This window comes from Rhodopseudomonas sp. BAL398, assembly GCF_033001325.1.
GTDB lineage: Bacteria > Pseudomonadota > Alphaproteobacteria > Rhizobiales > Xanthobacteraceae > JARJEH01.
Genome location: NZ_CP133111.1, coordinates 1,433,188 through 1,446,582 on the forward strand (window position 1 = coordinate 1,433,188; position 13,395 = coordinate 1,446,582).

The 13,395-nt window shown below is 63.7% G+C and carries 17 protein-coding genes; 8 read left to right on the forward strand and 9 right to left on the reverse strand.

The genetic code is table 11. The features are described 5' to 3' along the window. Positions 1-56 precede the first annotated feature (56 nt). A complete protein-coding gene (locus RBJ75_RS06850) occupies positions 57-842 on the reverse strand; it encodes a tetratricopeptide repeat protein (RefSeq protein ID WP_080901041.1) in 786 nt (261 codons plus the stop codon). Positions 843-1,208: 366 nt separating this feature from the next. Between RBJ75_RS06850 and RBJ75_RS06855 the strand changes: the two genes are divergently transcribed. Next, positions 1,209-1,382, forward strand: coding sequence for a DUF1328 domain-containing protein (locus RBJ75_RS06855; RefSeq protein ID WP_044411948.1), 174 nt, complete (start codon positions 1,209-1,211; stop codon positions 1,380-1,382). Positions 1,383-1,583: 201 nt separating this feature from the next. Next, positions 1,584-1,883, forward strand: coding sequence for a hypothetical protein (locus RBJ75_RS06860; protein ID WP_276156485.1), 300 nt, complete (start codon positions 1,584-1,586; stop codon positions 1,881-1,883). A 197-nt stretch (positions 1,884-2,080) separates the two neighbouring features. Here RBJ75_RS06860 and RBJ75_RS06865 read toward each other — a convergent pair whose 3' ends face one another. Together RBJ75_RS06865 and RBJ75_RS06870 are read right to left on the reverse strand one after the other, a co-directional pair. After that, positions 2,081-2,716, reverse strand: coding sequence for a GNAT family N-acetyltransferase (locus RBJ75_RS06865; protein ID WP_044410791.1), 636 nt, complete (start codon positions 2,714-2,716; stop codon positions 2,081-2,083). A 259-nt stretch (positions 2,717-2,975) separates the two neighbouring features. After that, entirely contained in the window at positions 2,976-3,374 is a 399-nt protein-coding gene (locus RBJ75_RS06870; RefSeq protein ID WP_044410794.1) for a PaaI family thioesterase, read from the reverse strand. Positions 3,375-3,489: 115 nt separating this feature from the next. Here RBJ75_RS06870 and RBJ75_RS06875 point away from each other — a divergent pair, with 115 nt between their 5' ends. Next, the gene (locus tag RBJ75_RS06875; RefSeq protein ID WP_044410798.1) at positions 3,490-4,275 is read left to right on the forward strand and encodes a cobalamin-binding protein; all 786 of its coding nucleotides are present in this window, start codon (positions 3,490-3,492) and stop codon (positions 4,273-4,275) included. Positions 4,276-4,347: 72 nt separating this feature from the next. Here RBJ75_RS06875 and RBJ75_RS06880 read toward each other — a convergent pair whose 3' ends face one another. The 3 genes from RBJ75_RS06880 to RBJ75_RS06890 all read right to left on the reverse strand — a co-directional run bounded on the left by RBJ75_RS06880 (position 4,348) and on the right by RBJ75_RS06890 (position 7,231). Then, positions 4,348-4,548 (reverse strand): hypothetical protein, encoded by a 201-nt coding sequence (locus RBJ75_RS06880; RefSeq protein ID WP_044410801.1) that lies wholly within the window; start codon positions 4,546-4,548, stop codon positions 4,348-4,350. A 95-nt stretch (positions 4,549-4,643) separates the two neighbouring features. Further along, positions 4,644-5,735, reverse strand: coding sequence for a helix-turn-helix transcriptional regulator (locus tag RBJ75_RS06885; RefSeq protein ID WP_044410888.1), 1,092 nt, complete (start codon positions 5,733-5,735; stop codon positions 4,644-4,646). 215 nt (positions 5,736-5,950) lie between these two features. After that, positions 5,951-7,231, reverse strand: coding sequence for an ArgE/DapE family deacylase (locus tag RBJ75_RS06890; protein WP_044410804.1), 1,281 nt, complete (start codon positions 7,229-7,231; stop codon positions 5,951-5,953). A 211-nt stretch (positions 7,232-7,442) separates the two neighbouring features. Between RBJ75_RS06890 and RBJ75_RS06895 the strand changes: the two genes are divergently transcribed. Both RBJ75_RS06895 and RBJ75_RS06900 read left to right on the forward strand, forming a co-directional pair. Beyond that, a complete protein-coding gene (locus tag RBJ75_RS06895; protein ID WP_173427348.1) occupies positions 7,443-7,595 on the forward strand; it encodes a hypothetical protein in 153 nt (50 codons plus the stop codon). Between the two features lie 83 nt (positions 7,596-7,678). Next, positions 7,679-7,882 (forward strand): DUF6719 family protein, encoded by a 204-nt coding sequence (locus RBJ75_RS06900; RefSeq protein WP_411194496.1) that lies wholly within the window; start codon positions 7,679-7,681, stop codon positions 7,880-7,882. A 24-nt stretch (positions 7,883-7,906) separates the two neighbouring features. On the opposite strand, the gene RBJ75_RS06905 is transcribed toward RBJ75_RS06900, so the two are convergent. From RBJ75_RS06905 to RBJ75_RS06915, 3 genes are all read right to left on the reverse strand, one after another. Continuing rightward, the gene (locus tag RBJ75_RS06905; protein WP_234707403.1) at positions 7,907-8,284 is read right to left on the reverse strand and encodes a hypothetical protein; all 378 of its coding nucleotides are present in this window, start codon (positions 8,282-8,284) and stop codon (positions 7,907-7,909) included. Positions 8,285-8,322: 38 nt separating this feature from the next. Beyond that, complete coding sequence (locus RBJ75_RS06910) at positions 8,323-8,481, reverse strand: hypothetical protein (protein ID WP_173427349.1); 159 nt, start codon at positions 8,479-8,481, stop codon at positions 8,323-8,325. Between the two features lie 738 nt (positions 8,482-9,219). Further along, positions 9,220-9,783: a CreA family protein gene (locus tag RBJ75_RS06915; RefSeq protein ID WP_044410810.1), complete on the reverse strand. Its 564-nt coding sequence runs from the start codon at positions 9,781-9,783 to the stop codon at positions 9,220-9,222. Between the two features lie 231 nt (positions 9,784-10,014). Here RBJ75_RS06915 and RBJ75_RS06920 point away from each other — a divergent pair, with 231 nt between their 5' ends. The 3 genes from RBJ75_RS06920 (at position 10,015) to RBJ75_RS06930 (ending at position 13,365) form a co-directional block, all read left to right on the forward strand. After that, positions 10,015-11,544 carry a L,D-transpeptidase gene (locus RBJ75_RS06920; protein WP_052628918.1) on the forward strand — a complete coding sequence of 510 codons (1,530 nt, stop codon included), beginning with the start codon at positions 10,015-10,017 and terminating at the stop codon, positions 11,542-11,544. 120 nt (positions 11,545-11,664) lie between these two features. Further along, complete coding sequence (locus RBJ75_RS06925; RefSeq protein WP_044410812.1) at positions 11,665-12,237, forward strand: glutathione peroxidase; 573 nt, start codon at positions 11,665-11,667, stop codon at positions 12,235-12,237. Positions 12,238-12,405: 168 nt separating this feature from the next. Next, the gene (locus tag RBJ75_RS06930) at positions 12,406-13,365 is read left to right on the forward strand and encodes a polysaccharide deacetylase family protein (RefSeq protein WP_044410816.1); all 960 of its coding nucleotides are present in this window, start codon (positions 12,406-12,408) and stop codon (positions 13,363-13,365) included. Positions 13,366-13,395: the final 30 nt, after the last annotated feature.

Here is a 13,395-nt window from a genome sequence, read left to right on the forward strand (position 1 = left end):
ACTGAGATTCTTATGAGTTCGCGGCGCCGGCGATCGGCATTGTCACCAGCACAGAGTCAAAAGCACAGATTGGTCACCAGCTTGCCGCGCTTGTCCTTGATGGCAAATGGGCAATCCGCGCGTTTCAGCGCCGCCTTGGCGTCGTCATTACCGAGTGCCGCGGCTTTTTCATAGTACGCTTTGGCTGCGTCCGAATCCCGCGGCCCGCCGCGGCCGGCCTGGGCGAAGGCACCCAGCCGTTCCAGCGCGCCCGGATGGTTCTGCGCGGCGGCCTTTTCGAACAAGGCCTTGGCGCCGGCGTCGTCCTTGGCGCCGCCGAGTCCTTGGGCCAGCATCATGCCGAGCTGATATTGCGCCTCGGCGTTGGTTCCAGCGCCTTTTTCGAGCAGCGCCCGCGCCCGCACCGGATCGGACGGCGCGCCGCCCGATAGCGCCGCAAGGTTGCTGACGCCGCGGGGGTTACCCGCCTCGGCCGCGCGTTCGAACAGCGCGCGCGCCTGGGCCTCGTCCTTGGGTAGGCCGTTGCCGGTCGCATAGATCACGCCTAGCTCCACCATCGCCGAGCTGCTGCCCTTGTTCGCGGCCTTGCGAAAGCTGTCGATCGCCTGCGGCAATTGCCTGTTAGCGGCGTAAGCGCGCCCGAGCTCATAGAGCGCCCGGCGTGACGAGCCCGCGGCGTTTCGGCAATATTTGATCGCGGTCGCAATGTCGGATGGCGCGATCTCGGCGACGCCACTGACATTCGCCGGCTTGTCCGGATCGGATGGATCGGCGGCGACGCGATCGCACAGCACCAGATCCGCCGATTGGGCGCGAACCGGCGTCGGAGCCAGAATCAACATCTCGACCAGCGCCAGCGCAACACCGAGGCAGGCCGCCGGACTTGCATTCAAGCGAAATGTCATCACGCGATCCCCTACACGCGGCATCGGTCCGGTCGAAGCCGGAACGTCACCAGCGCGCTTTCAGTTCCGCCTTCCGGGCTGCAGCCGCCGGAAGATCGGACCGACCTCTTAGCCGCCCGCGTTCGGGGGCTCAACCCCGACCGGGATGCCTTCCGACATGCGGTTTCATGAGAGCCTGCGGCCATTCGCGATTGCGCCATTGCTCGATCGCCAGCGCCAAGTCGCCGCTCGCGGCCCGATGGAACCATCCCCAGATTGCGCCGTTCCAACCTGGAACCTGACCAAGCCGATAGGAGCATATGCATGACGATCTTGAAGTGGGCGCTGATTTTTCTCGCAATTTCGGTCGTCGCCGGTATCTTCGGCTTCGGCGGGGTGTCGGCAGCCTCGGCGGACATCGCCCGGCTGCTGTTCTACGTGTTCGTTGTGATCTTCTTGGTCCTGCTCGTACTGGGACTAACGATATTCAGAGCCTGACGCCGTTGTCGCCGCTCGCTCACTGCGCCAATCAACGCGCAGCTGGGCGGCGACTGCCGTTCCTTTGAATCGCTCTCGTGTTGATTTGTCGCAACAGCAACGCCCGCTATTGCGACCATTGTTGCCCCAGCGTCGCCGATTCACATATTGCAATGCACCATCGGCTCCACTAGGTAAGCAGAATTCAAACCGAGGCGATCGATGAGCGAAGATTGGAACACAAAATACGGCACGCGACGGGTACGGCGCGATCCGCCAACGCTTGACGAGGCCATCTTCGCCGCCATGGGCATCACCGACGATCTCGATTCCCAGGCCGAGATTGCGGCGTCGCTGATGGGGCTGCCGCTCGAAGCGGTGCAGCCGGAGGTCAAGAAGGCCGGGCGCGCCGCGGCGCGCAGCACGCGGGTCATCACCGGCGAGCAGGGTTTTCAGCGTTCGATCGTTGTCGAACGCAAGGTGTCGCGCAAAATCTCCCCCGACAAACGGCTCGGTTCCTGAGCCGACCGCCGCGATCTTTTCGATCACTCACGAGCAGACACGACAATGCCGCGCATGACGCGCGGCATGGCGTTGTGCCGTCAATAATGGCTGGCTAGAGCAATTCCGGTTCTGATGGAATCAGAACCGGAGCTCTAGATTCTTGTTTTGACGCGTTTTCTTCACGCGAACCGGTATCCACTTCGCTCGAAAACGCTCTAAGCGACTCGGCTGACCCCGGACATTTTCAAGAACAGCTTCCAGCACGCCTGATTGAAATCCATCAAGGCGCTGGCCGCGCCTGCCGGAATCTCGATCGTCGGCTGATCTTCGCCGGGCTGATCGGCACCGTCGCGATCGCGATACAGATCGATGGTGCCGGTCGACTCGCCTTGACGGAAGTTCAGATGCGCGCCGAACTTGTTGGCCAGCGCCCGCATCGCCTGATTCTGTGATCCCGTGGTGATGCGCAGATTCTCATAGCCGAGCGAACGCGCCACCGCGATCAGCTGCTTGAACAGGATACTGCCGATCCCCTTGCGGCGAAGATGGCCTTCGACGCTGAACGCGATCTCGGGCAAGGAATCGGTAGAAAGATCTGGCTGATGCAATTCGGCCGCCGCATGCACCGAGCCATCCTCGGCGAAATACGCGATGATGATGGTTCCATCACTGGCGCATTTCTTCGCGTAACGGTCGACAAAGCCTTCATCCGCGTATCCGTTGAATCGATCGCGACGGCTTTCGGGATCCAGCCGCAACAAATGATCTTTCAACAGCGGAAGCTCTTGATTGATCAGGGACCTGATCGTGCCCTTGGAGCCGGTCAGGACCTCGATTACAGCGTCGTGCATATTTGTCTCCTCTTGGAAGGCCCTCAAGGAGGCGTTCGAATCCCTAGACCATCTATATTGTGCGACGCACAATAATATTCAAGATGAATTGGCGGGCAGTCGCATCAAACCTTGGGCTGCCGGGCGGCATTTTCTCGACTTCGTCATATTCGACGGGGCTTAACAATCGCTTGACCCAACTCAAATTTGCCCTCGCACACGCTCCCGACAGCCGTGGTTGCACTGCAACAGTGGTAGTCCTACTGAGGCCGCGGGCCGGCTACAGCACCATCTGGGTCTGGGTCACGATCGCGACCAGCTTGCCCTCCTCGGTTTCCAGCCGGGTCTGCCAGACCTGGGTCCGCCGGCCGCGGTGGACAGGCGTCGCGATCGCCCGGATCGTGGTGCCGGCCTTGGCAGCGCCGATGAAATTGGTCTTGCTCTCGATCGTCGTGGTGCCTTTGGCGTCGGCCGGCAGGTTGATGACGGTCGCCGCCGCGCCGACGCTGTCGGCCAGCGCCATCACGGCACCGCCATGGACCGCGCCACCGAGGGTGCACAGATCGTCCCGCACCATCATGGTGGCGACGACGCGCTCCTTGTCTGCCTCGATGAAGCGGATGCCCATCAGCACGGCGAATGGCATCGGCCGCGCATTGATCAATTCGAGCGGTGTCATTGTGGATCTCCCCTGGATGCCCGGCTTGATGGCACGGGACGATGTTGCGTCGGCCGGCCGCCGCCGATGGCGACAACCATCTGGCCAACCTTGCGCATTGTGCATATCACCGCGCATGCGCCAATTCCCTCCCCGCCGGATCGTCTGCCTCACCGAAGAAACGGTGGAGACGCTGTATTTGCTTGGCGAGCAGGACCGCATCGTCGGCGTTTCCGGCTATGCGGTGCGACCGCCGCAGGTCCGCCGCGAGAAGCCGCGGGTGTCGGCCTTCATCTCGGCCGATGTCCCAAAAATCCTGGCGCTGGAGCCCGATCTGGTGCTGGCCTTTTCCGACCTGCAGGCGGAGATCGCCGCGGCGATCGTGCGGGCGGGAATCGCGGTCCACGTCTTCAATCAGCGCGACATTGCCGGAATCCTGGCGATGATCCGCACGCTGGGCGCCCTGGTCGGCGCGGCCGATCGCGCCGAGGCGCTGGCGACCAGCTATCAGCGGCGCCTCGCGGCGATCGCCGATGTCGCGCGCCGGCATCCGATCAAACCCAAAGTCTATTTCGAAGAGTGGGACGATCCGCTGATCAGCGGCATCGGCTGGGTCGCCGAACTGATCGCAATTGCGGGTGGCGAGCCGATCTTGCCGCATCTGCAAACCAAGCAGGCCGCGACCGACCGGATCGTTGCGCCCGACGCGGTGCGGGCCGCCGCCCCGGATGTGATCCTGGCGTCGTGGTGCGGCAAGAAAGTCGTGCCGGAGCGGATCCGGCAGCGCCCCGGCTGGCACGAGATCCCGGCGGTGCGCAACAACCGCATTGTGGAGATCAAGTCACCGCTGATCCTGCAGCCCGGCCCCGCCGCGCTGACCGAAGGTCTCGATGCCATCGTGGCGGCGCTATGGCCGCGGTGACGCGCGCGGGATCGCCAGCCGCCGAGGGCTGTGGGCCCACCGGCAAAGCAGTGAGCCCCAGACAGCCGCGCCCTAACAGCGCTGGCCGTTGGACAGACGGCACTTGCCGCTGCCCGGCTGGCTGCGCGGGTCCGACGCGGTCTGGGCCTGCGCGATCGATCCGCCGATGAAAACCGCAAGCGCAAAGGCCGCTGCGACAACAGTCGAAAAACGAGTCATGGGTTCCTCCGAGTTTTCAAACGCCAGCTCCGGCTCGACGAAGGCTGGTGACATGGTCTGTCATGCCGATCATGCGGTGGGCCTATCGGGGCGTCATCCTCAATATGGATGAAACCGGTCGCATTCGATCCGGCGCGCGCCCGCGTCGCTCAGGGCTTCGGCGCGCTGCGCGCGAGCGTGACATTGCCCAGCAGCGACACCACCTCGGCCTGACGCGCGCAGCCGGTCTTTTCCAAAACCCGGCGCAGTTGCGAACGGACGGTGGAGATCGCCACGCCGCCGCTGGCGGCGATGTCGTCCAGGGTTTCGCCGGCGGCGAGTGCGCGCGCCACGCGGGCTTCCGACGCGGTCAGGTCAAACAGCGAGCGCATCAGTTCGATCGGCGGCGCGGCCGGCGCCGCGACCGGCGTGATCACCAGCAGCGCGTAGCTGCCGGCGAATATATCCCGGGCGGAGCGCCGGATCGGAACGACATGGGCCACCAGCACCGCCGTATCCGCATCCCTGATCGGAAACGAATGCACCGCCATGTCGGAGGCGCCGTCGAGCGCCGCCAGCGCCGCCGCCAACAGCTCATTGGCACGGCCGTCGATCAGCGCGATGCGATTTTGCGCGCGCCATTGCAGATGCCCGCTCAGATCCCCGACCAGCGGATTGGCCTCGATCACCGTGCCGTCATGGCCAAGCAGCAGCGCCGGCAGTCCCATCGTGGTCAGCGCTTCGCTCGCGCCCCTGGCGCGCTGCAACCCGAGCCGGGCCGCCACAAAGGCGCTGCGCGCCAGATGGGAGCGCAGTTCATTGAGCGCGTCGATCCGGTCCTTTTCGATCGGCCCGCGGCTATGGGCGCGCTCGATGCTGAAGACGATGCGATCGCCGGTCGGCATCTGCAGACCGGTCCCGGCCGACCAGCCGAGCCCATGGGGGCGAAAGAAATCACGATAGATCGGATTGGCGTCGATCTGATCCGGCGTCCAGAAATCATGTTCCACGAAGAAGCCGGGCTGCGCCTGACCGAACAGGCAGACCCGGCGGGTGCAGCGCGGAAACCAGCCGTCTTCCACATAGGCGCGAAAGATGTCGCTCAGACTGTCGGAGGCGGTCCATTTCAGCACGCGGTCACGGGCCGAGAACAAAAGCCCGCCGCTTGAATCGGTCAGTCGGGCGAGGTCGTCGAGAACTCCAGGCCACAGTTCCGGCACGAAGGAACATTCGTAGATGCGGTCGATCAGCGCGCTCGTCACAAAGATCCCATCCGGCAACGGCCAGCCACGCTTAGCGGCGAACCAATCCGACCGATCACGCCCGATGACTACTCACCCTCGCGGCGCGATGGTCGTCCGGCATCCTAAAGGCTTCGCCGGACCGATCAAGTTTGCCTGCGCTGATGACGGGTCCCGCGGTCGACATCGCGACGAAGTCGACCACGTCGTTGGCCGGGCGAAACCGGCTGCGCGCGCTAAACCGGCTCGACGCCGCACCACTCGGCGATGAACAAGGCCGTCGCCTTGGTCGATTGGCGCAGCGACTCCAAATCGACATATTCATTGAAGCCGTGCATCGCCGCACCGCTGGCGCCGAAGCACAGGCTCGGGATGTTGTAGTTCAGCCCGTAGAACCTGGTATCGGTCAGCGCGGTGAATGCCAACTCCGGCGTCGCTCCGCCATAGACCGCGTCATAGGCCTTGCCGAATGCGGCTTCGGGCGCAGCCGAATCCGTCAGCTCATAGCCCTCCGACAGAAAGCCGGACCATTCCACCTGCGGCGGATTGTTCGACAGGAAGCGGTGGTCGCGCGCCGCCTTGTTGATGCAGGCGAGGATCTCGGCCTGATGATCGGCCACCGACCAGCCCGGCAGGATCGCGATTCGGCAATCGACATCGCACCAGGCCGGCACGCTGGACGCCCAGTCGCCGCCCTTGATGATGCCGGGATTGAAATTGATCGGGTGGTTCACCGCCTTGAAATGCGGATCGGAGGCCGCGCGCTTGTTCCATTCGATCTCGAGCTGCTCGACCGCGTGAATCAGGTGATAGGCCGCCATGATCGCGTTGGCGCCGGAGCCGGCCTCGAACACATGGACCGGGAAGCCGCGCACCTTGATCCGGAACCAGATCACGCCGACCTGCGAGCGCACCATCTGGCCCGAAGTCGGCTCGGGAATGAAGCAGGCATCGGCGCGATAGCCGCGCTGCAGCGTCGACAGCGCGCCGACCCCGGTGCTCTCCTCCTCGATCACCGACTGGAAATGAATCCGCGCGGTCGGCTTCAGCCCGGCGGCCTTGATCGCATCCAGCGCATAGAGCGCGCCGATCGTGCCCGATTTCATATCGCAGGCGCCGCGGCCGAACATCTTGCCGTCCTTGACGGTCGGCGAGAATGGCGGTGTCTCCCACATGTCGAGCGGGCCGACCGGCACCACGTCGCAATGGCCCTGCAGGATCAGCGATTTGCCGGCATTGGTGGCCGGCCGATAGGTGCCGACCACGGTGCGGGCCTTGGAGAAATCATGTTCGATCGGACCGAAGCCGCGCAGATCCTTGAGATTGTCGAGATCGATATGCCAGTCGTCGACCTCATAGCCGCGCTGCCGCAACAGATCCGCCATCATATCCTGGCACGGCCCTTCGGCGCCGCGGGTGCTGGGGATGGCGACAAAGTCGCGCGTGGTCGCGAGCTGGGCGTCAAAGCCGGCATCGACGGCGTCGAGAATTTTGCGCTGCTGTTCGGTAACGCTCATGAATGACAGGTCCTATCGATCTTGCGGGTTCGGTTACGCTGGCACAATAGCGCGCCCCCGGATCGCCGGGTATCGCAGATAATAGGCATTGGCTGTCGCTTCGCCGAGCAACCAGGGCCTGAACAAAAAGCCACAAACCGTTCCGCGACTTTGAGAATCGGCCGCAAGCGGCTAGACTCTCGGGCTCAATCAGTGGTCACGGAGACACAGCATGTCCGGCAATCGTAATCTTCTTTATGTGATCGTCGGCGCGCTCATCGTGGGCATCGGCGTGCTCGGCTACAATCTCTATCAGGCCAAGAAGGAGCCGAGCGGCGTCCAGATCAATGTCGGCCCCGACGGGCTGAAGATCCAGAACAAGTAAGCAGCGGAGAGCAGGTGATGTCGCATGTCACGCGGTCCACCCCTCGATTGTCGCGCCCGGTTGTTGCCCTGCTCGGAGCGGTGATGCTTGTCGCGGCTGCCGGCCCGGCCGCCGCGGCGCAGATCACGCGCGAGCAGGACATCGTCGGGTTGCGGCTGGGACAGAAGGTTCTGGTCGATGACGGGTCCTGCCCCACCGGGCAGATCAAAGAAGTCACCGGCACCACCCTGACCGCGGCCGGGGTCACCCGTTCCGCCAAATGCGTCCCCCGCGCCGGCCGACACTAGGCCGGCACACAAGGCCTGACGCGCCTACTCCCGCGGCGCGAACATGCATTGCAACGTCGGCTTGGCGATCGCCGTGAAGGTGGTGCTGATCTGGGATTGCTTCGACGCCGGCACCGAGCCGCTGTCGATGTTGGGCACCCCGCTCTCGCTGATTCCGCGCAGCACGGCGGCGCGCAGATCGTCGTCCACGACCGCCGCCGCCACGTGATCGTGCAGGCAGCCGCAGACCGCCTCGGGATGGGCCCAGCGTCCGGTCATGTGGGTGATGCAGCGGCGAATGAAATCGGCCCGCGAATCCTGCGCCTGCACCAACGATCGAAACTGGGCGTGAGCGGGACCGCCGACGGAGGCGCCAGCTGAAACGAGGACTGTGACCGCGAACAGAACTTGACGATACATCATAAACGGAACCGGCAGTTGATCGATGAGATGCCGGTGCCTTAACGCACTGCAACAACAATGACGGGCTCGGCCACCGGAGCCGGCGAGCCGATATAGGCGAAGGTGCCAATCCCGGGCAATCCGGGGTCCGATGAGCCCGCGATCGACGGCCCCATCAAGACGATACCGAAAGCGACCATGAAGCTGAGGGTCCGCATCTGCCTGTCTCCAAGTTGAGGCGCTCGCCGTTGCCTTGACAACGTCGTTAACCACCCCCGGTTTCCGGATATCTGCGTCGACGGCGAAAAATGGTTTCGTGGCGCGCCGAAGTGTTTCGTCGGCACCGACGGGACGAAACAATCACAGACAGCCCGGTCACGCCTCCGGCCCTGATTAAAAGTCGGGCCAGATAAGGCGTGGCGTCGCCGCCATATCGTTGCGGGAACAATCCTATCACCGAAGGATTATTTCAGGATTGGTCCCTCTCCAATGGAAGGATGAACGTGGTGATCAGCAGCACGCAACGAAGCAGCGCTCCTGACTTCGAAGAGTCGCAGAATTCGACTAATTACCCTGAACAGGGTACCGCTGGATCTGCATCGGCCGACAAGTCGAGCGCAGCGGGAGACGGTGCCGTCCACGATCGCCCGCGACCCGCGCGCAAGGTTGAAGCTGTGCCATGCAGGGAGATGGCACTGCAGGGGCTGTTCGACCACCACGGAACGGACTCAGCGCCGCAGAAGCTCCTCCATCTGGTCGGACACCGGGAACCGACTGCACCGACGGAGCGGCAGCCTCCGGCCACCCCGGGCAAGGCTGGCTGACGTCCGATAGTGACGTCTATCGCATTGAACTATTCAGAACACATCGAGGCGCCACAATCGGCGCCTCGATTGTTTTAGCCCGGATTGCAGCGCGCCGCCGTCATCGGCGGCGGCGAATCCCTGGCCGTCGATTCACTTAATGAAATCGCCGCATTTTTCCACCGATCCAGCGGCCGTTCCCCAGGGCATGACCGGTACCGACGAGGTCGAGTTCTTCGGCGAACCTTCGATCAGCCTGTCCGAATACACCATGTAGACCAGCACATTGCGCTTGGCGTCGCAGCCTCGGACGATCTGCATCTTCTTGAAGAACAAGGAGCGGCGCTTGCTGAACATGTCCTCGGCCTGGTCGAGCTTGGCCTTGAAGTGGATCGGGCCGATCTGCCGGCAGGCCAGCGAAATATCCGACACTTCCTCGGCGAGTCCGAGCCATCCCTTGAAGCCGCCCTTCTCCGGAACCGTGAAGTGGCAGGCCACGCCCTCGATTTCCGGATCATCGACCCCATAGGTCGCCAGCTTGTCGTTGGGGCTGAGCAATTTGAAAACCGTGGAGCGGCGGAAGATCAGATCCGGCTCGTCGGCCGCAACGGCTGGCGCGCCCGACAGAGTCGCCGCCGACAGTGTCGCCAGGACAAGCGCGGCCAGCGCACCGGATTTCAAACGTGTGACAAAAGGCATGGACTCGCGAGCGCTCATCGAAATCTCCGTGAACAAAGGTTCCTCGCATGTGGGGTCGGAGGAAACGTCTTGAAAGGTGCTGATCGTTCGATCCCTGCCATTAACCTCCCGTGAGGCTTTTTTGCTATAGTTGGATTCAAATGCGTGGTGAACTTTCGACAGGCGGTGCTGAACGAGGCCCCCCGCTTGCGAGACTGGTGTAGACCGATTGTGAATGAATTCGGGGGCGGTCGCGTGCGTACGCAGCAAATGTCGATTTCAACCGGGTGGTATCAACCACTTACCGGCAGTGCTGCCTTCGGCAGCAATCTGAGCATCTGCGGCGCGCTGTTGCGCGTCGGTGTTCTGACCGCGGCGGGGATCGTCGGCATCTCCTGCTCTGCCGAAGCAGCCCCGTCATCCTCATTGTTCTGGCCCGATAGCGACCCGGTCTATGATCGCCAGGAACCGGTCCGACCGGTCGCGAAACGCCGGCCAACGGTTCGGCACCATCTGGATACCAAGCGCGAAAAGCAGGCCAAGCAGGCCGCCAAGCCGCAAGGCCCGCTGATCGTCTCGATCTCGATCAAAGACCAGACTCTCAAGGTCTACGACGCCAACGGCCTTTTTGCCGAAACCCCGGTCTCCACCGGGATGCGCGGACATTCGACGCCGATGGGCGTTTTCAGCGTGATCCAGAAGCACAAATACCACCGCTCCAACATCTATAGCGGTGCGCCAATGCCCTATATGCAGCGCCTCACCTGGTCCGGCATCGCGATGCATGCCGGGGTGGTGCCCGGCCATCCGGCGTCGCATGGCTGTATCCGGATGCCGCGGGATTTCGCGATCAAGATGTGGAGTTGGACCAAGATGGGCGCGCGGGTGATCATCACCCCCGGCGAGATCGCGCCGGAGAGTTTTTCGCATCCGTTGCTGATCGCTAAGAAACCGGTGCCGGTCCCAGAGCAGCCGGTGGCCGCAGCGACATCGAACTCGGACGATGCTGCACGCGCAGCGGAGATGCCGACCGGCACCACGCCGACGCCAGCCGTCGAATCCGCCAAATACGAATTGCGCGCCGGCATCAACTTGATCGATGCCAAGAGCGGCAGTGAGGCCGGCACGACGGCCGCGCGCGAACCGGTGCGGACCGCGGACGCCAGCCCGTCCGGCTCCGCCACGCCGGTCGTCGCGTCCGACGCCAGCGCCGCAACGGCTCCAGCCACGACCAAACCGGGCAGCATTACCGCACCGACCACCAATACCGCCAATTCGACCGTCGACATTGAGCCGACAAGCGCTGCCACCACCACGCCCCCCGCAGCCAAAGCGGAGCCTGCTGCCGTTCCGAAGCGGACCGGTCGGATCGCCGTCTTCATCAGCCGCAAGGACGCCAAGATCTACGTCCGCCAGAGGCTCGAGCCGCTGTTCGACGCGCCGATCACGATCGCGCCTGGCGACCGACCGCTGGGCACGCATATCTTCACCGCGCAACTCGCCAAGGACGACACATTCAACTGGTCGGTGGTGTCGCTGCCGACGACCGCGCGCCAAGCCGCGGCGCATGATCGCGATCGCGTCTCGCGACGTCGCAAAGCCGCCGGCGCGGTCGAGACCGAACCCGCTCCGCTGCCCGACAGCGCCACCGAAGCCCTCGATCGCCTGACCATTCCGCCCGACGCCATGACCCGAATCGCCGACGCGCTGTCGACGGGCGGCTCGATCATCGTCTCCGATCAGGGCATCGCCGGCGGCGAGACCGGCGAAGGCACCGATTTCATCGTGCCGCTGCATTAGGCGTCGCGACGATCATAACGGCTTGTTGAACGCGGCGCCGGCCCGTTCGCGCTAGGCTCGCCGGATGCAGCGCCTCACCTTCACAGATCGCCGCGAGCGGCGATCACGGAGATCAGCGATATGATCGACCGCAGGACGATCGTCGGCGCAACGCTTGGCGCATTCGTAGGCGGTCTTGTCGCGCCGGCGCGCGCGCAAATCGCGATGAGCCGGATCACTGCTTACGGCTTTTCCTTCGCCGCGCTGAGCGGCGACGACATCCGCCTGGCGGATTTCGCAGGTCGGCCGTTCATGGTCGTCAATACCGCCTCGCTGTGCGGTTACACGCCGCAATATGCCGGGCTGCAGACGCTGTGGACCACATATCGCGACCGCGGTCTGACCGTCATCGGCGTTCCCTCCAATGATTTCGGTGGACAGGAGCCGGGCGGTGTCGCCGAGATCGCGCAGACCGCACAGCATCAATATGGCGTCACCTTCCCGATCGCGGCCAAGACCGTGGTGATCGGCGCCAATGCCCACCCGTTCTACAAATGGGCCGCCGAAGCCCGACCGCGCGACGTCCCGCGCTGGAATTTCCACAAATATCTGATCGGTCGCGACGGCTATATCGCCGATGTGTTTCCGCAGGCGGTCGAACCGACCGACAGCAGGGTCCTGACCGCGATCGGCCGGGCGCTGGCCGACAGCTGAGCTTCCATCCACAGGAATCGAACAGCACCGCCGGCAAATCGCCGCCGCGCCGTAAAAACCGTTGCCGCGATGGCGCGGCTGCCACTAGGCTGCGGTCCAGTCAGGCGACTATCGCCATTTCCGCGGTCAATTGATCCCGGTCGCGGCCTATCGCTGGAGGGAAACACGATGAGGATTGCGGCTGGACTGATCTTTGCGGGGGCGGTTTCGGTCTTTGCCTTGGGCGTGACCGGGTCACAGGCAGCCCCCCGCAGCGCCGGCCCCGCGCCGCAAGCCGCGACCTCAACCGCGCCTCCTGGCGCTACGCCGCAGCCGGCAACGGTCGCAACTCCAGCGTCTTCAGCTTGCACCAATCCGGATGCGCTCGGCGTGTCCCGCGTGGTGCAGATCGATACCTCCGGCGGGCCGGGCTTCGGCTTCGAACATTTCAAGCAACTCGATTTTCTGCGCGACAAGGAAGTGGTGCTGACCTTCGACGACGGCCCCTGGCCGGTCAACACGCCGTCGGTGCTCAAGACGCTGGCCGAACAATGCACCAAGGCGATTTTCTTTCCGATCGGCAAGCACGCCACCTACCACCCGGAGATCCTCAAGCAGGTGGCGGCGGCCGGCCACACCATCGGCGCGCATACCTGGTCGCACGCCAATCTCAGCAACAAGAAACTCAGCGAACAGCAGCGCAAGGACGAAATCGAAAAGGGTTTTAGCGCGGTGAAATGGGCGCTCGGATCGCCGCCGTCGCCGTTCTTCCGTTTCCCGGCGCTGCGCCACCCACCCGAGATGGTCACCTATCTGGGCACCCGCAACATCGCGATATTCTCCTGCGATCTCGACTCGTTCGATTTCAAGGCGCGTAATTCCAAGCAGGTCGTCGACACCGTGATGAAGAAGCTCGACAAGCTCGGCAAGGGCATCATCCTGATGCACGATTTCCAGGCGCATACTGCGCAAGCGCTGCCGGATTTGCTGCGCCAGCTGAAAGCCGGCGGCTACAAGGTGGTGCAGATGAAGGCCAAGGCGCCGGTCGCAACGATCCCACAATATGACGAGGACCTCGTCAAGAACGTCGCCTTGCCGACGATCAGCACCCGGCCGCTCAGCAGCGTGGTGCAGACGATTTCGGAATGAGCCACGCCATGCTGCGATTCCCCGCGCGGT

Excerpts from the sequence above, each read along its gene's own strand:
- RBJ75_RS06930 (WP_044410816.1), top strand. The coding sequence starts at position 12,406 with ATGAGGATTGCGGCTGGACTGATCTTTGCGGGGGCGGTTTCGGTCTTT.
- RBJ75_RS06895 (WP_173427348.1), top strand. The coding sequence starts at position 7,443 with ATGTCCGGCAATCGTAATCTTCTTTATGTGATCGTCGGCGCGCTCATC.
- RBJ75_RS06920 (WP_052628918.1), top strand. The coding sequence starts at position 10,015 with ATGTCGATTTCAACCGGGTGGTATCAACCACTTACCGGCAGTGCTGCC.
- RBJ75_RS06860 (WP_276156485.1), top strand. The coding sequence starts at position 1,584 with ATGAGCGAAGATTGGAACACAAAATACGGCACGCGACGGGTACGGCGC.
- RBJ75_RS06925 (WP_044410812.1), top strand. The coding sequence starts at position 11,665 with ATGATCGACCGCAGGACGATCGTCGGCGCAACGCTTGGCGCATTCGTA.
- RBJ75_RS06875 (WP_044410798.1), top strand. The coding sequence starts at position 3,490 with ATGCGCCAATTCCCTCCCCGCCGGATCGTCTGCCTCACCGAAGAAACG.
- RBJ75_RS06910 (WP_173427349.1), bottom strand. The coding sequence starts at position 8,481 with ATGCGGACCCTCAGCTTCATGGTCGCTTTCGGTATCGTCTTGATGGGG.
- RBJ75_RS06870 (WP_044410794.1), bottom strand. The coding sequence starts at position 3,374 with ATGACACCGCTCGAATTGATCAATGCGCGGCCGATGCCATTCGCCGTG.
- RBJ75_RS06900 (WP_411194496.1), top strand. The coding sequence starts at position 7,679 with ATGCTTGTCGCGGCTGCCGGCCCGGCCGCCGCGGCGCAGATCACGCGC.
- RBJ75_RS06915 (WP_044410810.1), bottom strand. The coding sequence starts at position 9,783 with ATGAGCGCTCGCGAGTCCATGCCTTTTGTCACACGTTTGAAATCCGGT.
- RBJ75_RS06890 (WP_044410804.1), bottom strand. The coding sequence starts at position 7,231 with ATGAGCGTTACCGAACAGCAGCGCAAAATTCTCGACGCCGTCGATGCC.
- RBJ75_RS06855 (WP_044411948.1), top strand. The coding sequence starts at position 1,209 with ATGACGATCTTGAAGTGGGCGCTGATTTTTCTCGCAATTTCGGTCGTC.
- RBJ75_RS06850 (WP_080901041.1), bottom strand. The coding sequence starts at position 842 with ATGTTGATTCTGGCTCCGACGCCGGTTCGCGCCCAATCGGCGGATCTG.
- RBJ75_RS06880 (WP_044410801.1), bottom strand. The coding sequence starts at position 4,548 with ATGTCACCAGCCTTCGTCGAGCCGGAGCTGGCGTTTGAAAACTCGGAG.
- RBJ75_RS06905 (WP_234707403.1), bottom strand. The coding sequence starts at position 8,284 with ATGATGTATCGTCAAGTTCTGTTCGCGGTCACAGTCCTCGTTTCAGCT.
- RBJ75_RS06865 (WP_044410791.1), bottom strand. The coding sequence starts at position 2,716 with ATGCACGACGCTGTAATCGAGGTCCTGACCGGCTCCAAGGGCACGATC.